This is a genomic window from Curtobacterium sp. 9128 (genome assembly GCF_007673775.1).
Taxonomy (GTDB): Bacteria; Actinomycetota; Actinomycetes; order Actinomycetales; family Microbacteriaceae; genus Curtobacterium.
This window is the reverse complement of record NZ_VEAF01000003.1, coordinates 343,153-364,244: the sequence shown is the minus strand read 5'-3', so window position 1 is coordinate 364,244 and position 21,092 is coordinate 343,153. Positions and strand designations below refer to the sequence as shown.

General features: G+C 72.3%; 19 protein-coding genes. 12 read left to right on the top strand and 7 right to left on the bottom strand.

Annotated elements, in window-relative coordinates; translation table 11 throughout:
* Positions 1-94: 94 nt before the first annotated feature.
* Complete coding sequence (locus FS641_RS07940) at positions 95-592, top strand: MarR family winged helix-turn-helix transcriptional regulator (RefSeq protein WP_144762467.1); 498 nt, start codon at positions 95-97, stop codon at positions 590-592.
* A gap of 25 nt (positions 593-617) precedes the next feature.
* On the top strand, positions 618-1,127 hold the full coding sequence (locus FS641_RS07935; RefSeq protein WP_144762464.1) for a mycothiol transferase: 510 nt from the start codon (positions 618-620) through the stop codon (positions 1,125-1,127).
* Between the two features lie 91 nt (positions 1,128-1,218).
* Here FS641_RS07935 and FS641_RS07930 read toward each other — a convergent pair whose 3' ends face one another.
* On the bottom strand, positions 1,219-3,357 hold the full coding sequence (locus tag FS641_RS07930) for a DEAD/DEAH box helicase (RefSeq protein WP_144762461.1): 2,139 nt from the start codon (positions 3,355-3,357) through the stop codon (positions 1,219-1,221).
* A 266-nt stretch (positions 3,358-3,623) separates the two neighbouring features.
* Positions 3,624-4,478 (bottom strand): polyphosphate kinase 2 family protein, encoded by an 855-nt coding sequence (locus FS641_RS07925; RefSeq protein WP_144762458.1) that lies wholly within the window; start codon positions 4,476-4,478, stop codon positions 3,624-3,626.
* Between the two features lie 147 nt (positions 4,479-4,625).
* Between FS641_RS07925 and FS641_RS07920 the strand changes: the two genes are divergently transcribed.
* Positions 4,626-5,627: an alpha/beta hydrolase gene (locus FS641_RS07920; RefSeq protein ID WP_186317643.1), complete on the top strand. Its 1,002-nt coding sequence runs from the start codon at positions 4,626-4,628 to the stop codon at positions 5,625-5,627.
* A gap of 258 nt (positions 5,628-5,885) precedes the next feature.
* Positions 5,886-6,131 (top strand): hypothetical protein, encoded by a 246-nt coding sequence (locus tag FS641_RS07915; protein WP_144762452.1) that lies wholly within the window; start codon positions 5,886-5,888, stop codon positions 6,129-6,131.
* 24 nt (positions 6,132-6,155) lie between these two features.
* Here the strand turns inward: FS641_RS07915 and FS641_RS07910 are convergent, their stop codons facing one another.
* From FS641_RS07910 to FS641_RS07900, 3 genes are all read right to left on the bottom strand, one after another.
* Positions 6,156-9,353 (bottom strand): efflux RND transporter permease subunit, encoded by a 3,198-nt coding sequence (locus FS641_RS07910; RefSeq protein ID WP_144762449.1) that lies wholly within the window; start codon positions 9,351-9,353, stop codon positions 6,156-6,158.
* Positions 9,354-9,447: 94 nt separating this feature from the next.
* A complete protein-coding gene (locus tag FS641_RS07905) occupies positions 9,448-10,116 on the bottom strand; it encodes a DUF6518 family protein (RefSeq protein ID WP_144762447.1) in 669 nt (222 codons plus the stop codon).
* Positions 10,117-10,271: 155 nt separating this feature from the next.
* Positions 10,272-11,717 carry a PLP-dependent aminotransferase family protein gene (locus FS641_RS07900; RefSeq protein ID WP_144762444.1) on the bottom strand — a complete coding sequence of 482 codons (1,446 nt, stop codon included), beginning with the start codon at positions 11,715-11,717 and terminating at the stop codon, positions 10,272-10,274.
* Between the two features lie 61 nt (positions 11,718-11,778).
* On the opposite strand from FS641_RS07900, the gene FS641_RS07895 reads away from it, so the two are divergent.
* The 7 genes from FS641_RS07895 to FS641_RS07865 all read left to right on the top strand — a co-directional run bounded on the left by FS641_RS07895 (position 11,779) and on the right by FS641_RS07865 (position 18,132).
* Positions 11,779-12,417 (top strand): YitT family protein, encoded by a 639-nt coding sequence (locus tag FS641_RS07895; RefSeq protein WP_144762441.1) that lies wholly within the window; start codon positions 11,779-11,781, stop codon positions 12,415-12,417.
* A gap of 112 nt (positions 12,418-12,529) precedes the next feature.
* The gene (locus tag FS641_RS07890) at positions 12,530-13,447 is read left to right on the top strand and encodes a DUF4097 family beta strand repeat-containing protein (protein WP_144762438.1); all 918 of its coding nucleotides are present in this window, start codon (positions 12,530-12,532) and stop codon (positions 13,445-13,447) included.
* Positions 13,444-14,016 carry a PadR family transcriptional regulator gene (locus FS641_RS07885; protein WP_144762435.1) on the top strand — a complete coding sequence of 191 codons (573 nt, stop codon included), beginning with the start codon at positions 13,444-13,446 and terminating at the stop codon, positions 14,014-14,016. The genes FS641_RS07890 and FS641_RS07885 overlap by 4 nt, the downstream gene beginning before the upstream one ends.
* Positions 14,017-14,223: 207 nt before the next feature.
* Positions 14,224-16,482, top strand: a complete 2,259-nt coding sequence (locus tag FS641_RS07880; protein WP_144762432.1) for an APC family permease — start codon at positions 14,224-14,226, stop codon at positions 16,480-16,482.
* 30 nt (positions 16,483-16,512) lie between these two features.
* Complete coding sequence (locus FS641_RS07875) at positions 16,513-17,247, top strand: hypothetical protein (RefSeq protein WP_144762429.1); 735 nt, start codon at positions 16,513-16,515, stop codon at positions 17,245-17,247.
* 77 nt (positions 17,248-17,324) lie between these two features.
* Positions 17,325-17,567, top strand: coding sequence for a DUF3072 domain-containing protein (locus tag FS641_RS07870; protein ID WP_144762426.1), 243 nt, complete (start codon positions 17,325-17,327; stop codon positions 17,565-17,567).
* Between the two features lie 124 nt (positions 17,568-17,691).
* The gene (locus FS641_RS07865) at positions 17,692-18,132 is read left to right on the top strand and encodes a DoxX family protein (RefSeq protein ID WP_144762423.1); all 441 of its coding nucleotides are present in this window, start codon (positions 17,692-17,694) and stop codon (positions 18,130-18,132) included.
* Between the two features lie 50 nt (positions 18,133-18,182).
* Here the strand turns inward: FS641_RS07865 and FS641_RS07860 are convergent, their stop codons facing one another.
* Positions 18,183-19,298, bottom strand: coding sequence for an NAD(P)/FAD-dependent oxidoreductase (locus tag FS641_RS07860; RefSeq protein WP_260855733.1), 1,116 nt, complete (start codon positions 19,296-19,298; stop codon positions 18,183-18,185).
* Between the two features lie 161 nt (positions 19,299-19,459).
* Here FS641_RS07860 and FS641_RS07855 point away from each other — a divergent pair, with 161 nt between their 5' ends.
* Positions 19,460-19,681, top strand: coding sequence for a DUF3073 domain-containing protein (locus tag FS641_RS07855; RefSeq protein ID WP_144762420.1), 222 nt, complete (start codon positions 19,460-19,462; stop codon positions 19,679-19,681).
* Between the two features lie 289 nt (positions 19,682-19,970).
* Here the strand turns inward: FS641_RS07855 and purM are convergent, their stop codons facing one another.
* On the bottom strand, positions 19,971-21,065 hold the full coding sequence (gene purM, locus FS641_RS07850) for a phosphoribosylformylglycinamidine cyclo-ligase (protein WP_144762417.1): 1,095 nt from the start codon (positions 21,063-21,065) through the stop codon (positions 19,971-19,973).
* Positions 21,066-21,092: the final 27 nt, after the last annotated feature.

Here is a 21,092-nt window from a genome sequence, read left to right as displayed (position 1 = left end):
GACATCCCAGGGCACCCCGCGGGCTCCTGTGGACAACCTGGGACACCGCTCCGCGGACTTGCCCAACTATCTCAACCATTGAGATACTTGTGTGATGAGCAGCATGACCGCACCGGCGCCGACGGACACGGACGTCGTCCAGCTCGTCACGGCGTTCCGGCACCTGCAGATCCAGCACGCCCGGGTGCTGCACCACGAGAGCACCGCCCGAGGACTGCACGCGACGGACAGCCGGTTCGTGTTCTTCCTCGCCGCAGCGGGCGGGGCCGGGGTCACACCGGGTCAGGCCGGCGAGCACCTCGAGCTCTCGACCGGCGCGATGACGTCGCTCATCGACCGGCTGGAGGACCGCGGGCACATCGAGCGACGTCCGAACCCCGACGACCGGAGGAGTGTCCTCCTCCACCTCACCCGATCAGGCGACGCCGTCGCGCAGGAGATCGGCGCGCTCTACGCCGCGTCGTTCGGCGAAGCCGTGCCCGAGACGGAGCGAGCGTCCCTCGCCGAGGCGCTCGTCCGACTCGGCGATGCCCTCGGACGACGTTCACCAGCCGGCCGCGCACGCGCCTCCACCACCCGTCGGCGGCAGTGACTCCGGTCGGGCGTAGGTTCGGGGCATGACCCCTTCCGACGTCCTCATCGAAGCCTTCGCCCGGATCCCGTCGACGGTCAGGAGCGCCGTCGACGGGCTCTCCGAGGACCAGCTCGCCTCCCGCCCGGCGGCCGGAGCGAACACGCTCGCCTGGCTCGCGTGGCACATCGCGCGCGGACAGGACGTCCAGGTCGCCGACCTCGCGGGGACCGAGCAGGTCTGGACCGCCGACGGCTGGTACGACCGCTTCGACCTGCCGTTCTCCGCCGACGCGCTCGGTTACGGGATGTCCCGCGAGGACGTCGGCCGGGTCCGCGCATCGGCCACGTTGCTCACCGGCTACCTCGACGCCGTGCACGAACGCACCGTCGCCCACCTACGCACGCTCGGCCCCGACGCCCTCGACACCGTGGTCGACGACGCCTGGGACCCGCCCGTCACGGCGGGGGCGCGGCTCGTGAGCATCCTCAACGACTGCACGCAGCACGCCGGCCAGGCCGGCTACGTCCGGGGACTGCTCTTCTTCAACCGCTGAGCACGTCCGGTCCCGACGCGACCGTGGACGGACTGGAGGCCCGGTGCCAGCTGGCACCGGGCCTCCAGTCCGTCAGGTGGTCGCTCCGCGATCAGCGCGCGGCGAGCTCCGCGACGATGCCGTCGCCGGGCGCGGCCTGGACGAGGTCCGCCTCGATCTCGGCGCGCTCGAGGATGCCCTCGATCTTGCGCACGCGACCGCGGGGGACGATCGTCACGACGGTGCCCTCCTTGCCCGCACGACCCGTCCGGCCCGAGCGGTGCATGTACGCCTTGTAGTCGTCCGGCGCATCGGCCTGCACGACGAGCGAGACGTCGTCGACGTGGATGCCGCGGGCGGCGACGTCGGTGGCGACGAGCACGTTGACCCGACCGCTCGTGAGGAGCTGCAGGTTGCGCGTGCGCCGCGACTGGTTCAGGTCGCCGTGCAGCGACGTGGCACGGATGCCGGCGTCCTCGAACTGGTCGGCGAGCCGCTCGGCGTAGGCGCGGGTGCGGGCGAAGACGATCGTCTTGCCGGAACCGGCGACGAGCTCCTCGAGCAGCTGGTCCTTCTGACGCTGCTCGACCACGAGCACCCGGTGGTCGATCGTCGAGGACGCCTGGTCCTCGCCGGCGACCTCGTGCACGCTCGGCTCGTGCAGGAACTGCTCGACGAGGGCCGCCACCTGGGTGTCGAGCGTCGCGCTGAAGAGCAGCTTCTGGGCACGGTCGCCCTGCGGGGTGACCTGGGCGGTCGCCTCGAGGATCTCCTGGACGGGCTCGAGGAACCCGAGGTCGCACATGTGGTCGGCCTCGTCGAGCACGGAGATGACGACCTCGCTGAGGTCGAGCTTGCCCTTGTTCATGAGGTCCTGCACGCGACCGGGGGTACCGACGATGATGTCGACGCCGCGCTCGAGTGCACCCTCCTGACGGCCGTAGGGCACGCCGCCGTAGATCTGCGTCGTGAACAGGCCGACCGAACGGGCGATGGGCTGCACCGTGCGGTCGATCTGCAGGGCGAGCTCGCGGGTCGGGGCGAGGATGAGCGCGCGCGGGGCACGGCCCATACGACGCTTCGTGCCGCCGCCGTGCTCCATGAGCTTCTCGACGAGCGGCGCACCGAACGCGATCGTCTTGCCGGAGCCGGTGCGGCCCCGACCGAGGACGTCCTTGCCGGCGAGCACGTCGGGGATCGTCGCCGCCTGGATCGGGAACGGGCTGGTGGCGCCGAGCTCGCCGAGCGCGCGGGAGATGTTGCCGCCGATGCCGAGGTCGGCGAAGGTCACACCCTCGACGTCGGCCGCGAGGGTCGCCTCGGCCTGGAGCTTCTCGAGCTTGACGTCGTCGGCCGGGACGAACCCCCTGCGCGGGGCGTCGTCGCGGTCGAAGCGGCGGGGGGCGTGGTCGCCCTGGTCACGACGGAGAGCGCGGTCGTCGCGGTCGAAACGACGCGGAGCACGGTCGTCCTGGTCACGACGGGGAGCGCGGTCGTCGCGGTCGAAACGACGCGGAGCACGCTCGTCGCGGTCGAAACGACGCGGAGCACGCTCGTCGCGGTCGAAGCGACGCGGGGCACGATCGTCCTGGTCACGACGGGGAGCGCGGTCGTCCCGGTCGAAGCGACGCGGGGCACGATCGTCCTGGTCACGACGGGGAGCGCGGTCGTCACGGTCGAAGCGACGCGGAGCGCGGTCGTCGCGGTCGAAGCGACGCGGGGCACGATCGTCCTGGTCACGACGGGGAGCGCGGTCGTCGCGGTCGAAGCGACGCGGGGCGCGATCGTCCCGGTCGAAGCGACGCGGAGCACGGTCGTCCTGGTCACGACGGGGCGCACGGTCGTCACGGTCGAAGCGACGGGGAGCGCGGTCGTCGCGGTCGAAGCGGCGGGGGGCACGGTCGTCCTGGTCACGACGCGGAGCACGGTCGTCGCGGTCGAAGCGACGCCCGCCACGGTCGTCCTCACGACGGGGCGCGCGGTCGTCACCACGCGTCGGGCGTCCGGCGCCGCGGGGCTCCCACGACGAGCGGGCGCCGTCGCGCGGCTCCCAGTTCGGGCGACCGGTGCGCTCTCCCTGCGACGAGCGATTGCGGCGGTCCTCGGCGTCCCAGCGCTGCTTCTGACGCGGAGCGGCCGGCTCGGCTGCGCGGAAACCGCGGTGCTTGTTGCTGCGAGCGGCGGGGGTGCCGTTCGGGTGACGGACACGGTCGGAGGCGCGGGAGTTCGCGCCCTTGTCGTACGGGGCCATGACTACTTTCCGGGGTGCAGACGTACCACGCAGCCCGGCAGCGACATCGGCGGGGGCGGCTCGTGGAGAGGGGGTTCATCCCGTCGTCGAATCGACGTGATTCCAGCCCTCGAACTACACAACACCCAAACACGTCCGCGACTCACTGGCCGCGGTGTCGAAGGCCGACCGAGCGAGTCTACGCGACCGCGGGCCAGGAGGCCAGCCCCCGGACCGACGACGGGTGTGGGACGGAGCCGTCCCGCGCCTCCAGTCCGGGCGGCGGCTCAGGACTCGGCGAGCCGCTGGCGCTGCTCGGCCACGTCGAAGTCGGCGGCGGGCCAGGAGAGGTGCATGTCCTCGAGTGTGCGGAGCAGGAGCTGCTGCACCGCGAGCCGGGCGTACCACTTGCGGTTGGCCGGGACCACGTACCAGGGCGCGACCGGCGTCGAGGTCCGGTCGAAGACGATCTGGTACGCGTCCTGGTAGTCGTCCCAGCGCAGGCGCTCGTCGATGTCAGCCGGGTTGAACTTCCAGTGCTTGTCGGGGCGGTCGAGCCGGTCGCCGAGGCGCTCACGCTGCTCGTCCTTCGAGATGTGCAGCATGACCTTGACGATCGTCGTGCCCTGCTCGGCGAGCCGGTCCTCGAAGTCGACGATGGCTCCGTAGCGGCGCTCGATCTCCTCGGGCGGCGCGAAGGCGCGCACGCGCTGGATGAGGACGTCCTCGTAGTGGGAGCGGTCGAAGACACCGATCTGCCCGGCGGCGGGGAGCTGTCGCTCGACGCGCCAGAGGAAGTCGTGCTCGCGCTCCTCGGCCGTCGGCGCCTTGAAGCCCGCGTAGTGCACGCCGTTCGGGTCGACGGCACCGATGACGTGCGAGACGATGCCGCCCTTGCCAGCGGTGTCCATCGCCTGCAGGACGAGCAGCACGCGGCGCTCGTCACCGCTCGTCGCGGAGGCCCAGAGTCGCTCCTGCAGGGCGGCGAGACGATCGGCCCCGGCGGCGAGCGCCTCGAGGCCGTCGATCTTGCGCCCGGGGAACCCGGGGGCGCCCTCCGGGTCGACGTCGGCGAGACGGAAGCCCTCGTCGACGCGGAGGAGCGGTTCGGGGTCGGCGTTCCAGGCCTTGCGTCGGCTCACGGGTCCTCCTGCGTCGGCGGGGCTGTTGCGCCCACGGTTCTGCGCTCATCCTTGCACCCGGCGATGAACGGCGGCGGTCGGGCCTGGCGCGGCGGCTCGCGCTCCGGCGTACCGCGGCGGCTCGGTGCTCGGATACCGTTGTCGGCGATGAAGTCTGGCCGTCGCACGCTGTCCGCGCTCGCCGCCGCGGCCGTGGTGCTCGGGGTGGTCGCCTCGTGCAGCGCGGGCCCGACGGGCGACGAGAACGCGACCGTCACGGCGGACCCGGTGATCTACCCGCTGTCGCTGCGCTACCACGGCATCGACGTGGTGTCGGACGTGCCGTACGGCTCGGACCGACTGCAGCAGCTCGACGTGTGCCTGCCGGCGGACAGTGCGCCGCGGACCACGAGCACACCGACCGTCGCTCCGACCGCGTCGCCGTCCGCCGCGCCCGCGTCGTCCGGGTCGCGGCCCGCGGTGATGATGGTGCACGGCGGGAGCTGGTCCCACGGTGACAAGGCGACCGCCGCCTACCGGTCGGTCTGCAAGTACCTGGCGTCGGAGGGATTCGTCACGTTCAACGTCGACTACCGACTGGCGCCGACCGATCCGTTCCCCGCGGGCCTCGACGACGTCCGCCGGGCGCTCGACTGGGTGTACCGACCGGCGACGCTCGACACCTACGACGTCGACGTCGACCGGATCGGGGTGTTCGGGGGCAGTGCGGGCGGGAACCTCGCGGCGATGCTCGCGGTCGAGGACCACGACTCCCCCGCCTACGCCGACGGGGACCGGATCCGCGCGGTCGTCGACCTCAGCGGGCCGACGGACCTCACGAAGCGCTCGACCGAGGCGGACGGGGTCTCCGCGGCGTTCCAGCGCAAACAGCTGCTGTACCTCGGGTGCAGCTCCTACGACGCATGCCCGGCTGCGCGGTTGGCGTCGCCCGAGTACCACGTGACCTCGGAGACGGCGCCGTTCTTCATCGGGCACTCGACGAACGAGTTCATCCCGCTGTGGGAGTCGCAGCACTTCGCCGCGACGCTCCGGGCCGAGGACGTGCCCGTGACGTTCGTGGCGGTCCAGGGCTCGGCGCACTCGATCGCGCAGCTCGACGAGGCGATGAGCAAGCGGGTCGTGACGTTCCTGCGGCGGCACCTGGGCTGAGGCGCCGGGCGCGGGAGCGGCGGGGCGCGGGTGCGGGCGGGCGGGCGGCGCACGAGGTTCCGTAATTCTGGAACCTCGGCGGTTGGCACGGGTGTGTCGTGGACCCTCGGCGGACATGAGCGGCGAGTCGTGGAACCTCGGGCGGGGTGAGGGCTGCTGGGGTGCAACCAGACCGGCCGCTCCACGCGGAGTACCCCGAACGGGTGGCACCCGGAGTCGGGACTGCCGTCGGACGTCGTCCACGCGCAGACTTCCCCGGTGATCGACACCACCACCCGCGCCGCGCAGACGACCAGCTGGCAGCACACCTCCGTCCGCACCGCCGCGGAGCTGCTGCTCGGCCTGTCGTTCTTCGCGACGATGGCGTTCGGCGGGTTCGGCGCGTTGACCGGGCACGCCTCGGTCCTCGCCGGTGTCAGCGCGATCGTGTTCCTCACAACGCTGACCTGCGTGCTGGTGTCGTGGTTCTCCGGCGCGGGTGACCCGGTCGAGGCCGACCGCTAGACCCCGACCGCGAGACCCCGACCGCTAGACCCCCGACCGCTGGACCCCGGCCTCCGGAGCCCCCGCAGCGGGACGCCCATCCGCGGCAGGACGCCCATCCGCACCGGCTCCGTCGCGCCGGTCGGCCCGACGCTCCCGAGCCCGCTCGACCAGGAAGTACAGCGCCGGCAGCACGACGAGCGTCAGCAGCGTGGACGACACGAGTCCACCGATCACGACGAGCGCGAGCGGCTGCGAGATGAAGCCACCCTGCCCGGTGAGCCCGACGGCCATCGGCAGGAGCGCGAAGATCGTCGCGAGTGCGGTCATCAGGATCGGGCGGAGCCGTCGGGTCGCACCCTCGACCATGGCGTCCCGCACGCGGAGCCCACGTCGCCGGTACTGGTTCACGAGGTCGATCAGGACGATCGCGTTCGTGACGACGATGCCGACGAGCATGAGCACGCCGATCAGGGACGCGACGCCGATCGGGATGCCCGACACGATCTGCAGCAGGATCGCGCCGGTGGCGGCGAAGGGCACCGACACCAGGAGCAGCAGCGGCTGGAGCAGGCTCCGGAAGGTCGCGACCATGACCACGTAGACGATGAGGATCGCGACGAGGGCGGCGAGGAGCAGCTGGTTGAACGCCGACGACTGGCTCGATGCGACGCCGCCGATGGTCGCGGAGGCGCCCTTCGGCAGGTCGAGCTGGTCGACCGCCGTGGTCACCGCCTGCACGGCTGCGCCGAGGTTGGCCGAGTCCGGGGTCACGGTGATCGTCGCGGTCCGCACGGCGTTCGACGTCGTCACCGTCGTCGGGCCGTCCGCCTGCTCGACGGTCGCGACGTCGGACAGCGGGACCCCGCCGGTGCTGGTCGGGATCGTCAGGGCACGGAGCGCGTCGACGGTGGTGGGCGGCGACGGGTTCGCGATGTAGACGTCGAGTGAGGCGTCGTCGATCTCGACCGTGCCGGTGTCCCGGGGAGAGATCGCCGCGGCGACGACCCCGCCGACCTGGGTCTCGGTGAGCCCGAGCGACGCGGCCTTGCTGCGGTCGACCCGGACGGCCAGGTACGGCTCCGCTGCCGACAGGTTGCTCGACGCCGCGGTCGTGTGGGCGACGTCCTTCATGGTGGACAGGACCTGGTCCGCCGCCTTCTCGAGCTGCGCCTGGGTCGGGGCGGTGACGTCCACCTCGATGTCGCTGCTGCCGCCGAAGCCGCCGCCGGAGGACGACAGCGTGATCGTGCCGGAGTCTCGGAGACGGTCGAGGCGCTTGCGGGTGTCGGACTGGATCCGGGTCTGGTCCGCGCCGGAGTCGGTGGTGACGGCGTACTGGATCGACGCGGTGCCACCACCGCCGAAGGCCGCCTGGATCGACTGTCCGCTCGACCCGATCGTCGTCTGCACGGTGTCGACGCCGTCGACCGCGCGGAGCTGCCGCTCGACCTTGCGCGCCGCGTCGGACTGCACATCGAGCGAGGCCCCTGGGGCGAGGTCCTGCGTGACGGTGAAGGTGTTCTGGCCGGAGTCGCCGAGGTAGTTGGTCTTGACGAACGGCAGCGCCGCCGCCGTGCCGCCGAGGACGAGCACGGCGAGCAGCACGACGAGCAGCGGGAAGCGCAGCACCCAGTGCAGCACCGGCAGGTACCCGCGGCGGAGTCGGTCCGGCGCTCCGGCGTCGTGCAGGTCGTCGGCGGAGGTGAGGACGGAGTCCGCCGCCGAGCCGGACCGGGCGACCGGGGTCGGCCCGGTGCCCGCGTGCTTGTGGCTCTTCGGCGCACGGAGGAACCAGTACGCCAGCACCGGGACGATCGTGAGCGCCACGAGCAGGGACGCGACGAGGGCCATCGAGACCGTGAGCGCGAACGGCCGGAACAGCTCGCCCACGAGCTCGGCGACGAACGCCACCGGCAGGAACACCACGACGGTCGTCAGGGTCGACGCCGTCACCGCGCCGGCGACCTCGCGCACGCCGTCGAGCACCGCCTGTCGTCGGTCGACGCCGGGTTGCAGGTGCCGCTTGATGTTCTCGATGACCACGATGGAGTCGTCGACGACGCGGCCGATCGCGATCGTCAGCCCCGCGAGGGTGATGATGTTGAGCGTGTAGTCCGCGGCGCGCATGCCGATCGCGGCGAGGAGCACCGAGGTCGGGATCGAGATCGCCGTGACGATCGTCGACCGCACCGACAGCAGGAACACCAGGATCACGACGACGGCGAAGCCGAGGCCGAGCAGCCCCTCTTCGGCGAGGGAGTCGATCGACTGCTGGATGTACGGCGCCTGGTCGAACACGACGGTGAACTTGGAGCCCCCGGTGATCTTCGACTCGATGCCGGGCAGCGCGGCGCGCACGGTCTTCGAGACGTCGACGGTGTTGGCCTCCTGCGTCTTGGTGACCGCGATGGTCAGCGACTCCTGACCGTCGACCCGACTGATCGAGGTGCGCGGGGACTCGGCGATCTCGACCTTGGCGACGTCGCCGATCGTCGATGCCTGCACGCCGCCGGCGAGGGGCAGCGCCTGGATGTCGGCGATCGAGGCGATCCGCTGCCCGGTCTGCACCGACAGCGTCGAGCCGTCCTGGGTGATGGTGCCGCCGGGGATGAGCTTGCCGTTGTCGTCGAGCGCGTCGGAGATGGCGGTCTCGCCGAGCCCGCGCGCGGCGAGGGCGTCGCGGTCGGGGGTGATCAGCACGCGGCGCCCCGGGTTGCCGAAGACGTCGGCTTCCCGCACACCGTCGAGCTTCTCGAGGTCGGGCACCGCCGTGGCGTTGAGCCGGTCGACGAGCTGCTCCTGGTCGCCGCCGCCGGACACCGCGAGCTGGATGACGGGCAGGTCGTCGAAGGACCCGGTGACGATCTGCGTCTGGACCGAGTCCGGCAGCGAGAGCGCGTTGACGACGGTCTGGATCTTGTCCTCGGCGCTGGCGAGGTTGGAGCCGTAGTCGAACTCGGCCGAGACGACGCTCTGCCCGGTGGACGACGTCGCCGTCGTGGACTTGAGGTTCGGCACCGCCTGGATGCCCTGCTCGATCTTCGTCGAGACGTCGTTCGACACGACCTGCGGCGTGGCACCGGGGTAGGCGCTGACGATCGCGATCTGCGGGAACTGGACGCTCGGGATGAGCTCCTGCTTGAGGCTCGACAGCGAGATCCCGCCGAAGATCGCGACGACGATCGTGACGAGCGCGATGAGCGCGCGGTTCCGCAGGCTGAAGACCGAGAGGAGGTGCACGGTCCGATCCTCGCAGCTGGACGGGGCACCGGTGCGCGCACTGCGCACATCCGTGGACGACGACGGCCGTCCACAGGACGACGACCGAAGGTCGCTACGCGGCGAAGAGCAGGAACGCACCGAGCACGCCGACCGTGCCGACGACCCCGACGCCGAGCGTCACGACGCGTGCCGCAGCGGACCGCGCCGTCACCACGCCGCCCACGAGCACGGCGACGCCGACGGCGATCTCGACGACCCAGGGCGTCACCCCGGTCGACCCGGCGACCTGCAAGAGCGCCCGCATCCCCTCGCCGACGAGCACCGCGACCGACGCACCGAGGGCCGCTCCCCGCCACCGGGCGTCCGGGGACCGCACGAGCACCGCGACGAGCCCGGCCAGCACGCCGGCCGGGATGCCGATGAGCACCCACGGGTTCGTGATCGACAGAGTGTCCGGGTAGCCCCGGAGGTTCGAGGTGGCCCAGTAGCCCACGTGCATGAGCTCGAGGAACACCACCCCGGCGAGCGCCGCGAGCACGAGCCCGCGCCGGCCACCACGCACCCCCACGAGCAGCAGCAGGACCACCGCGACGGCGAACCACGGGCCGGCCGAGTTCGCCAGGGTGGACAGCGCCGGGACGGCCTGCCCGTACGAGGTGGCGACACCGGCGAGCAGCGCGCCGCCGAGGGCCATCGTCGCCCGGGCGGCCGCCGGCACGGCAGGCACGGCAGACACAGCAGGCACGGGCGTCGCCGTGCGGGTCGAGACGATCGGAGTCATGGCACGAGCCTGGCCGACGACGGCGTCGCGCGCGTCCCACTCCGGAGCGATCCGACCGACCGGAGGATCACCCGATCGGATGACCCCGACCACACGACCGCGCACGCACGCACCAGCACCAAGCACGAGCACCGCGCACGCACGACCCCACCCGCTCACACCACCGCGGCCAGCGACCCCCGCGCCCCGCGCCCCGCCGCTCCCCCGACCCGACCCCACGCCCGCTCGAGCACGTCGACGAGCCGCACCCGGTCCGCCGGGGACATCGTGAACGGCACCCGGAGGAACCGCTCGAACCCGCCGTCCGGCCCGAACACCCCACCGGACGCGAGCACCACCCCCTCGGTCCGCGCGGCGAGCACCAGCGCGCTCGACACCGGCCGTCCGAGCCCGACCCACGTCGTCAACCCGCCCGCCGGCGACGGGACGTCCCACTCCGGGAGCCGCGCGCGCAACGCGCCCACGACGTCGTCGCGACCCTGACGCAGGGACGCGCGCCGAGCCTCCAGGACGGACGCCGTCCGTGGGATCAGCTCCCGCGCGACCAGCTGGTCGAGCACCGGCGTGCCGAGGTCGCCCGTCGGGCGGGCGAGCAGCAGGCGCTGCAGCAGCTCCGGCGTCGCCCGGATCCAACCGATCCGCAGGCCGCCCCAGAAGACCTTGGCGGCGGACCCGATCATCACCACGGCCGGCGACGCCACGGCGAGCGGCGGCGCGGGTTCCCCGTCGATCCGCAGCTCCCCCATCGTCTCGTCCGCGATGACGGTCGTGCCGACGGACGCGGCGACGTCGACCAGCAGCGAGCGCGCAGCGGCGGACATCGTCGCACCGGTCGGGTTGTGCAGCTCCGGCATGACGTACGCGACCGACGGCGCCGAGCGGCGGAGGGCCGCCTCGAGCACGCCGACGTCCCATCCGGTGCGGGCGTCGACGGGGACACCGACCAGGCGGCCGCCGACCTCGCGGAACGCCTCGTGCGCGTGTGGGTAGGTCGGCGACTCGACCAGCACGGCGTCACCACGGCGGACGAGCACCCGCGCGAGCAGCGCGATGGCGTGCTGCGCGCCGACGGTCACGACGATCTCCGACGGCGAGGTGGGCAGTCCCCTGGCGGTGTACCGGTCGGCGATCGCCGCACGGAGGCCCGGGTCGCCGACGGTGTCGTACCCGATCCCGGCGAGCGCCGCGGGCACGTGCTGCATCGCCCGTTCCACGGCCTCGGCGACGCCGGGGGCGGAGTGCATCGCGGCCTTGCGGAGGTCGAGGACGTCGCCGGGGACCACCCCGCCGAGTCGCTCCGGGTCCGGCCGCCCGACGAGCTCCCGCGGCAACCGGACGACGCTCCCGGAACCGCGGAGGGACACCAGGTAGCCCGAGGACCGCAGCCGGGCGTAGGCGTTCGCCACCGTCGTCCGGGACACCCCGAGCGCCTCCGCCAGCCCGCGCTCCGCCGGCAGCCGCGCTCCGAGCGGGATCCGGCCGTCGATGACGAGCACGCGGACCGCGTCGGCGAGCGCCTCGTACGCGGGCGCCTCGGAGCCCTCGCGCCACTCGCGGAGCAGCAGGGCGGCGGATCGGGCACTGAGGAGGACCGGCGTCATGGGACCACGGTAGCCCGATTGGCTCTCGACCAGCAGTCCAATCGCGGAGAGCATCGTCACCATGTCCATGGCACTCCGGTACGTCCAGCTCCTCGTCGGCCTGTTCCTCTACGGCGCCTCCACCGCCCTGCAGGTCCGCGCGGTGGTCGGTGTCAGCTCGTGGACGGTGCTCACCGAGGGCCTCGAGCACGTGGTGCCGTGGTCGTTCGGTCTCATCACGGTCGTGTCGAGCGGTGTGGTCCTGCTGTTCTGGATCCCACTCCGGCAGCGACCGGGCATCGGGACGCTGCTCAACGCCCTGCTGATCGGTCCCGCGGCGGACCTGGTGCTGTGGCTCGTGCCGACGCCGCACGGCCTGCCCGCCCGGATCGGCCTGTTCGTCGCCGGCCTGCTCCTGCTCGCCGTCGCCACGGCGTGCTACATCGGCTCCGGTCTCGGCACCGGCGCGCGCGACGGGCTGATGGTCGGGGTGCACGAGCGGTTCGGCTGGCCGCTCTGGCTCGCCCGGACGGTCATCGAGCTCACCGTCGTCGCCGGCGGCTGGCTCCTCGGCGGCGACGTCGGCCTCGGCACGGTGGTCGCCGCGTTCGCGATCGGTCCCCTGGTGCAGCCGCTCATGCCCCACTTCCGCCGGTTCCCCTGGAGTCCCGGACGGGAGGCCCGACCCGCCCCCGTCACGGAGCCCGCACCCGTCCCGTGAGGGCCGGAACCTGCACATCGGCCGTGCATGTCGTCGCACCGTTGCGCGCACCGGAGTCGCGACATATCGTGAGTTGCAACAACGCGATACATCGCGAAATCGAGGAGACGACATGGCGCAGGAGAAGTGGCTCGTCGAGGAGCCCAAGGTCATCGACACCGGGATCGTGCGGTCACTCCGCATCGGCCTGGTCGGCGGGCAGGTCGACGTGGTCGCCCACGACGAGCCCACCGCTCGCGTGGAGGTCCACAGCGTGTCCGGCAAGCCGCTCAAGATCGAGCTCGACGGGGACACCCTCACCGTCGACCACCCGCAGATCCGCTGGGACGACCCGATCGGGTTCCTCAAGTCCTTCCGCGGCAAGGCCCACGCGGACGTCAGCATCCTGGTCCCCCGCGACGCCGGGGTGAACCTCGGCGTGGTGTCGGCTGGAGCGTTGGTCTCCGGCACGAACCGCGGCGCGACGCTCAACACCGTCTCCGGCGACCTCGTCGTGGACGGCGTCGCCGGTGACGTCACGGTCAACGCGGTCTCCGGCACGACGACGATCCGCGAGCTCGACGGCGCCCTCACGGTGCACACCGTCTCCGGCGACGTCGTCGCGACCGGCGAGATCCCGCGCTTCTCGGCCGACGGCGTCTCCGCCGACGTCGTGCTCGACCTGCACGGCACCCCCGACTCGGCGAAGGTGAACACCGTCTCCGGTGGTGTCAGCGTCCGGCTCGAGGACGGCGTGCCGTTCCAGTGCACGGTGAGCACCGCCTCGGGGAAGCTGCAGTTCGACGACGCCGAGATCAAGGGCGTCCGCGGCACCTACGTCAAGCAGGGCGGGGAGCTCTCCGGCCACTGGCTCGACCTCCGCGTGAACTCCGTCTCCGGTGACATCGCGGTGCTGCACGCGCCGCCCGCGTCGGCCCCGGACCGCACCACGCCGGACCTCACCAAGCCGGACACCACGACGCCGACGAGCACGACGCCGACCGGCACGGCGCCCACCATCGCGACGCCGGAGAGCGGGGTGTCGGAATGAGCCCCGTCTTCGCCCACGGCCACCTGCGCCTGTACCTGCTCACGCTGCTCGCCGACCACCCGATGCACGGGTACGAGGTCATCCAGGCCCTCGGGGACCGCTTCGGCGGCACGTACGTCCCGAGCGCCGGCACGGTGTACCCGCGCCTGGCCAAGCTCGAGGAGGACGGCCTCGTGACGAAGACCGCCGACGGCCGCAAGACCGTCTACGCGATCACCGACGCCGGCCGCGCCGAGCTCGCCGCCCGTGCGGACGAGATCGCCTCGCTCGAGGCCGGCGTGAACGACTCGGTCAAGTCCCTCGCCGACGGCGTCCGTGCCTCGGTCAGCGACGCGATGCGCTCCCTCCGCGCCGACCTCGCCGCCTCGGCGGAGTCGACGAGCACCGAGGAACCGGTGTCGGTCCCGTCCGACGGCGCCCGCGCCCTCCGGGAGCTCGAGATGGCCCTGTCGTCGTTCCGGCAGCAGGTCCGCGCCGACCTCCGCCGCCGCGCGACACGCGGCACCCTCAGCGCCGATACGGTGACGCGCCTGCGCGACGGCCTGGAGGCCCTCCGCAAGTCCCTCTGACGGCCGACGGCCGGACGCCGGAGCCGACCCGCGCCTCCCGTCCGGAGCGGATCGGGCCGACATCGCGCCCCGTCCCGGACATCGCACCCCGTTCTCGCGGGGTGCGATGTCCGTACCGGGGCGCAGAGCGCCGCACGCTCCCGTCCGGCCCGCCGCGCCCACCTGTCCGTCCACTCAGTGTTGACTCCCGCGAGGAACTGAGTAGGTTTGCCGCTCGTGACGAACGAGATCCGGTCGCTGAAGTCGCGACTGATCGGGGACCCGCTCCCCTCCGAGAAGCTCGAGGGACAGCTCCTCCCGAAGCACCTGGCGCTCCCGATCTTCGCCAGCGACCCCCTCTCCTCCGTGGCGTACGCGCCGCAGGAGCTCCTCATGATCCTGCTGCTCGGCGGGATGTCGTTCCTGACGTTCGCACCGGGGGTCGCCGCCCTGGTCGTGCTCCTGCTGCTGGTCGTCGTCGCCTCCTACCGGCAGCTCATCAAGGCGTACCCGTCCGGCGGCGGCGACTACGAGGTCGCGCACCGGAACCTCGGCGAGAAGGCGGGCCTCGTCGTGGCGAGCGCCCTGCTCGTCGACTACGTGATGACGGTCGCCGTGTCGGTGGCCTCGGGCGTGGACAACATCATCTCCGCGCTCCCCGTGCTCAACGAGTTCCGCGTCGAGCTCGCACTCGTCTTCGTCGTGCTGCTCGCGGCCGCGAACCTCCGGGGCGTCCGCGAGTCGAGCAAGGCCTTCGCGGTGCCGACGTACCTGTTCGTCGCGAGCGTGTTCGTGATGGTCGTCACCGGCCTGGTGCGGGTGCTCGCCGGCAACGCCCCGGTGGCGGAGTCGGCCGCGTACACCGTGCAGAACGTCGAGCACACCACGCAGGCGGCGTTCATCCTGCTGCTCCTCCGCGCGTTCGCGTCCGGCTGCTCCGCCCTGACCGGCGTCGAGGCGATCGCGAACGGCGTGCAGGCCTTCCGCCGCCCGAAGGTCAAGAACGCGCAGATGACCCTCGTGTTCATGGGTGGCATCGCGATCGTGCTGTTCGTGGGGCTCATCACGCTGGCGCTGGTGTCCCGTGTGCACTACGCCGAGAGCGCCTGCGACCTCCGGGGCTTCGCGAACTGTGCGACCACCCCGCAGCGCTCCCTGATCGCCCAGATCGCGGCGGCGACGTTCGGCAACGACACGGTCCTGTTCTTCGTGATCCAGGCCACCACGGCCGCGGTGCTGCTCCTGGCGGCGAACACCGCGTTCAACGGCTTCCCGCTGCTCGGCTCGATCCTGGCGCGGGACTCGTACGCGCCGAAGGCCCTGTCGACCCGCGGTGACCGGCTCATCTACTCGAACGGCGTCATCGTGCTGGCGCTCGTCGCGGCGGCGCTCCTGGTGCTCTACCGCGCGAACGTCACGAGCCTGATCCAGCTCTACATCATCGGCGTGTTCGTGTCGTTCACGCTCGGCCAGACGGGCATGGTGCGGCACTGGACGCGCCTGCTGCGCCAGGACCGGGACGGCACCGCGACGGAGCCCGTCAACCGCGGGCAGGTCGTGCGGTCCCGCCTGATCAACGCCACCGGCGCGACGTTCACCTTCGTGGTGCTCGTGATCGTCACCATCACGAAGTTCACGCACGGTGCGTGGTTGGTGTTCGTCATCATGCCGGTGCTGTTCGTGCTCATGCTCGGCGTCAACCGGTACTACCGCGACGTCAAGCACGAGATCGAGGCCGACGTCGAGACCGAGTTCGGTGCGACGGGTGACCACGCGATCGTGCTCGTGAACCGGCTGCAGAAGCCCGTGCTGAAGGCCCTCGACTACGCGATCGCCGCCGAGCACGCCGGACTCGAGGCGGTGCACGTCGCCATCGACGACGCCGAGGCCGAGCTGCTCCGGCAGCAGTGGGCCGAGCACGGCATCGAGGTCCCGCTGACCATCGTGCCGAGCCCGTACCGCGACATCTCGATGCCGCTCATCTCCTACATCAAGGCACACCGCGCCGAGCACGGCTCCGAGGTGGTGACGGTCTACACGCCGGTGTTCATCGTCGGGCACTGGTGGGAGGGCCTGCTCCACAACCACCGCGGCCGTCGGATCCGGAAGAAGCTCCTGCTCGTGCACGGCGTCACCGTCGCTCTCGTGCCGTGGCTCCTGGACTCCTCCGAGCTCCTCTACGGCCGTCGCTCGCGTCCCTTCCCCGGTCAGGAGCGCCGCGGCGAGCCCGTCCGCCCGCCGCTCCGCCGCGCCCGCGTCGGAGCCGCCAGAGCCGGTGTCTCACGGCACGAGGACGACGAGGCCGACCGCCTGCTCCGGTCGGCCCAGCGGAACAGCCTGCAGCCGACCGTGCGCCCCGGTGCGCAGACGCGTCGAGCGACCCGACCGGCCGGTCCCGCCGAGGGCGTCGACCCGGCCACCTGCACCGGCGAGATGCAGGTGCTCGTGCCGGCGTCCCCGGGACGCACGCCGACGTCCGTGGAGTGACCCGGGCCTCCCGGCATACGATCTGGACCCATGACCGACGCTCCCGACCTGCGCACCTTCGCGACGTTCGACGGCCACGACGGCAAGGTCTCCAAGCGCGTCGAGGTGCTCGACCACGCTGACGACCGCTACGAGGGGCTCGTCGCCGTGCGCGGCGAGCGACCGCTCGGCGCACTCGACGAGCGCGAGGTCGGCTCCGCGAGCATCGGCTGGGTCGACCCGGCCACCCTCCGCGACTGGTACCGCCCCGACCGCGTGGTCGTGCCCGTCATCGAGGCGCGCCGCTCCGACCTGCAGCCGGGCACCTACGCGGACACCCGGGGACGCGGTCGCGTCCGCATCGACGGACTGGAGGCCCACCTCGGCCCCGACGGTCGGCCCGCCTTCCGCGCCCTGGCCGGCTCCGGCGTCGTGGACATGCCGCTGCCGAAGGACCAGGTGGTCCGCCTGGTGACCGTGACGGCCGACGCGGTGACGGCGTCGGGCGCTGCCGGCGTGGAGATCGTGACGACGCCGATCAGCCCGCTGCTGGCACCGGGGCGCTACCCGGCCTACGCGGACGACGTCCCCGGGCTGCCGCCCCGCCCGGCATCAGGCACCGTGCTCGTGACCGCGTCGGTGCTCCTCGACGGGACGCTGTCGCCGGTGGAACGTCTCGACGAGCCGGCCAACACGCTGTGGGTGACCCGTGACGGGCGGTCGGTGCCGATCGCGGCGAACGAGGTCGGGGCCGACCTGGTGCGGTACACGGCGACACCGGTCTGACGGGGCCGGTCGGCCTTGTCCCCCGCCGCGTCGCGGGGCTGATGGCGCTGTCGCCGGTGGCGCGTAGCGTTCCGCGCATGAGCGACAACACCGGCGAGACCCTGGGCGGCGCCCGTCCCGACCCCTCCACCACCGCGAGCAAGGACCCGGAGCAGTGGGTCACCGGCGACGAGCCGATGACCGGCCCGCAGCGGAGTTACCTCGACACCCTCGCGCGTGAGGCCGGCGAGGAGCTCCCCGCCGACCTGACCAAGGCCGAGGCCTCTGAGCACATCGACCGCCTGCAGTCGAAGACCGGTCGGGGCCAGCAGGAGTCCTGAGGCACTCCGGGCGGCGGCGGAGTCCGCCGTTCGGAGGACCCGGGGCTGAGTGGGTCCTGGGGAGACCCGGGCAGACCCCCGAACGAGGGTGATCGATGACACGTCACCCGTTACGGTCGGGGCCATGCGAACCACATCGACATCGATCGGCCTGACCGTCCTCCGCGTCGTCCTCGGCGTGGTCTTCATCGCCCACGGCCTGCAGAAGTTCGGCCAGGGCATCCCCGCCGTCGCCTCCGGATTCGCGGGGATGGGCGTCCCCTTCGCCTCGGTCGCGGCGCCGTTCGTCGCCGGCCTCGAGGTCGTCGGTGGCGCGTTCCTCGTGCTCGGCGTCGCGACGCGGGTCGTGGGCGTCCTGCTCGCGCTCGACATGGTCGTCGCCGGGCTGCTCGTGCACGCGTCGTCGGGATTCTTCTCGCAGGACGGCGGGTTCGAGTACGTGCTCGTGCTGGCCGCCGGAGCCCTCGCCGTCGCGCTGACCGGGCCGGGGCGTCTGTCACTCGACGCGCTCGTGCTGCGGGCCGCCCGACGCCGGCGCGGGACGTCCGAGCCCCTGCCCGCCTGACGGTCGCGACGGCCGACGCTCCGCGCGTGCACCGTCCTGTGGGGTGTCGGTCAGCGCGCGAGGTCGAGTGCGCCGAGCACCTGCCGGGCGATCACTCGGCCCGCCCGGTTGGCGCCGATCGTCGAGGCCTGGGGACCGTAGCCGGCGAGGAACAGCCGGGGTTCCTCCTCCGAGCGCCCGTCCGCGACGACCACCCCGCCCTTCGCCGTGCGGAGCCGCAGCGGCGCGAGGTGCCGGAGGTCGGCGCGGAACCCCGTCGCCCAGATGACCGCATCGGCGTGCACGTGCTCGCCGCCGGTCGTCACGACACCGTCCGGCTCGAGCGCCGCGAACATCGGCTCGTCGTGGAGGACGCCACGGTCGAGCCCCGCGCGGATCCGCCGCGACACCGGGACGCCGGTCCCGCTGACGATGCTCGGCAGGGCCTCCCCCGCCCGGGCCGCACGGTCCTGCTCCTGCACGGCGGCGACGGCCGACTCCACGTCGAGCGACGCGGTGTCCGCCCAGGCCATGGGCCGCCGCGTGAACCACCGCGTCGACCGCGCCACGCCGTCGAGCTCGAGCAGGAAACCGATCGCGCTCGTGCCGCCACCCACGACGACGACGTCCTGCCCGCGGAACTCCGCTGCCGACACGTACTCGGTCGTGTCGATCTGCCGACCGCGGAAGCTGTCACGGCCCGGGTACCACGGCACGAACGGGGTCCCCCACGTGCCGGAGGCGTTCACCACGACCTCCGCTGTGATGCGTCCCGTCCGGCCGTCCGGGGTCGTCGTCGCGACGCACAGTCCGGTTCCCGCATGCGTGACGCTCGTCACCGCGACGGGTCGACGGACCCGCAGGTCGTAGTGCTGCTCGAAGCGACGGTAGTACTCGCCGACGACGTCCCGCGCGGGGCGGGCGCGGTCGGCGTCGTCGAAGCGGAGGCCCATCGCCGGCATGCCCGGCAGGTCGTGCACGCGGTGCGCTGCCCCGAGCCGCAGTGCCGCCCAGCGGAACTGCCACGCCCCGCCGGTGCTCGGCGCCCGGTCGAGCACCACCAGCTCGTCCCCCGGCCGGAGTCCGAGTCGGCTGAGGTGGTACGCGACCGACAGTCCCGCCTGCCCCGCGCCGATCACGACCACGCGGGCGTGCTGGTCGTCAGAGGTCGGCATCGCGTCGGTCATCACATCCGATTGTGCTGGACGCGGCTGACGCCCGGCCATGTCCAGATAGGGGTACATGGTAGAGTGATCGGCAGATTTCCAACCACGAACCGTTCGGATTCTCCGGGTGATGACTCGTCTCCCGTAGCACCGGACACGAGCCGATCACGAGGGGGTCACGCATGGGGCGCGGCCGTCAGAAGGCAAAGCACACCAAGGTCGCCCGGGAGCTGAAGTACTTCAGCCCGGAGACGAACTACGGTGCGCTCGAACGCGAGCTCTCCGCCGGGCACGACTCGGACGAGAACTCCTACGTCGACCGCTGGGCAGACCAGTACGGGGATGACCAGTACGAGGGCGACGACGAGTTCGAGCCCCAGCAGGACCAGAACAAGTCCGCCTGACCTCTCGGGCAGCCGACGCCGCGTTCCCCTCGGGGGCGCGGCGTTCTCGCGTGCGGGCGACGCGCCGCCCCGCCCCGGCCCGCGCTGCCGACTCGATGCGACAACGTCGCTGTCGTACGACAACGACGATGTCGCTCTTGCACGCCCGCATCATCCCGCACGCGCAACGAACGACAGGGTCGATGTCGTACGACATCGACCCTGTCGTTCCGAGTCGGCGAGAAGGGTTGCGCGCGAGAGCCCCGAGTCGGCGAGAGGGTTGCGCGCGAGCACCCCGCGCGCGAGCGCCTCAGCCCGCGTACGCCCCGACCAGGCGGACGGCGCCCCCGTCGACGCCCTTCGCCCCCTGCTCGAAGCCCTCGAGGTCCCGCGCCGACATCGACACCGCCCCGACCAGCCACGACGCGAGCCCCGCGGTGCCGAGTGCCTCGACGATGGCCGGCGCCGCCGCCGCGTCGACGACCGCGAACATCCCGATGCCGAGGTTCCACGTGCCCTCGGTGTCCTCGATCGGCGTGCCCGACATGTCCGCGAGCACCCGGAACACGGGCAGGGGCTCCCACGTCGCCCGGTCGACCTCGACCCACGAGCCGACGGGCAGCACGCGCGCCAGGTTCGCCGCGATGCCGCCGCCGGTCACGTGCGAGAGCGAGTGCACGGCACCGGGATGTGCGTCGATCACGGAGAGCAGCGGGGACGTGTAGAGCCGGGTCGGTTCGAGGAGGGCCTCGCCGACGAGGCCGCCGAACTCCGGCAGCGAGTCCGTGACCGCGACGCCGCGGGACGACAGGACGTGCCGCACGAGCGAGTACCCGTTCGAGTGCAGCCCGGAGGACGCGATGGCCACGACCACGTCGCCGTCGACCACGCGCGAGGCGCCCAGCACGGCGGACTCCTCCACCGCGCCGACCGCCGCACCCGCGACGTCGTAGTCGTCCGGTCCGAGCAGGCCGGGGTGCTCGGCGGTCTCGCCGCCGACCAGGGCCGTGCCGGTCGCAGAACAGCCGCGGGCGATGCCGGCGACGATGTCCGCGATGCGCTCGGGAACGACCCGCCCGCAGGCGATGTAGTCCGTCATGAACAGCGGCTTCGCGCCGACCACGACGATGTCGTCGACGACCATGCCGACCAGGTCGAGCCCGATCGTGTCGTGCTTGTCGATCGCCTGTGCGATGGCGACCTTCGTGCCGACGCCGTCGGTCGAGGTCGCGAGCAGCGGCCGTGAGAAGTCCTTCAGGAACGAGACGTCGTACAACCCGGCGAAGCCGCCGACACCGCCGAACACCGAGGCGTTGTGGGTCGCCGCGACCGCGGACTTCATCAGCTCGACCGCGAGGTCACCAGCGGCGGTGTCGACACCGGCCTCTGCGTACGGGTTGGGCATGCGGTGTCCTCCGTCGGGGCATGGCAG

Bases quoted from the DNA above. Each gene is read 5' to 3' on its own strand.
- FS641_RS07935 (WP_144762464.1), top strand. From the start codon at position 618: ATGACCCCTTCCGACGTCCTCATCGAAGCCTTCGCCCGGATCCCGTCG.
- FS641_RS07890 (WP_144762438.1), top strand. From the start codon at position 12,530: ATGGCGCAGGAGAAGTGGCTCGTCGAGGAGCCCAAGGTCATCGACACC.
- FS641_RS07855 (WP_144762420.1), top strand. From the start codon at position 19,460: ATGGGGCGCGGCCGTCAGAAGGCAAAGCACACCAAGGTCGCCCGGGAG.
- FS641_RS07870 (WP_144762426.1), top strand. From the start codon at position 17,325: ATGAGCGACAACACCGGCGAGACCCTGGGCGGCGCCCGTCCCGACCCC.
- purM (WP_144762417.1), bottom strand. From the start codon at position 21,065: ATGCCCAACCCGTACGCAGAGGCCGGTGTCGACACCGCCGCTGGTGAC.
- FS641_RS07905 (WP_144762447.1), bottom strand. From the start codon at position 10,116: ATGACTCCGATCGTCTCGACCCGCACGGCGACGCCCGTGCCTGCTGTG.
- FS641_RS07860 (WP_260855733.1), bottom strand. From the start codon at position 19,298: ATGACCGACGCGATGCCGACCTCTGACGACCAGCACGCCCGCGTGGTC.
- FS641_RS07875 (WP_144762429.1), top strand. From the start codon at position 16,513: ATGACCGACGCTCCCGACCTGCGCACCTTCGCGACGTTCGACGGCCAC.
- FS641_RS07895 (WP_144762441.1), top strand. From the start codon at position 11,779: ATGTCCATGGCACTCCGGTACGTCCAGCTCCTCGTCGGCCTGTTCCTC.
- FS641_RS07900 (WP_144762444.1), bottom strand. From the start codon at position 11,717: ATGACGCCGGTCCTCCTCAGTGCCCGATCCGCCGCCCTGCTGCTCCGC.
- FS641_RS07865 (WP_144762423.1), top strand. From the start codon at position 17,692: ATGCGAACCACATCGACATCGATCGGCCTGACCGTCCTCCGCGTCGTC.
- FS641_RS07885 (WP_144762435.1), top strand. From the start codon at position 13,444: ATGAGCCCCGTCTTCGCCCACGGCCACCTGCGCCTGTACCTGCTCACG.
- FS641_RS07940 (WP_144762467.1), top strand. From the start codon at position 95: ATGAGCAGCATGACCGCACCGGCGCCGACGGACACGGACGTCGTCCAG.
- FS641_RS07930 (WP_144762461.1), bottom strand. From the start codon at position 3,357: ATGGCCCCGTACGACAAGGGCGCGAACTCCCGCGCCTCCGACCGTGTC.
- FS641_RS07920 (WP_186317643.1), top strand. From the start codon at position 4,626: ATGAAGTCTGGCCGTCGCACGCTGTCCGCGCTCGCCGCCGCGGCCGTG.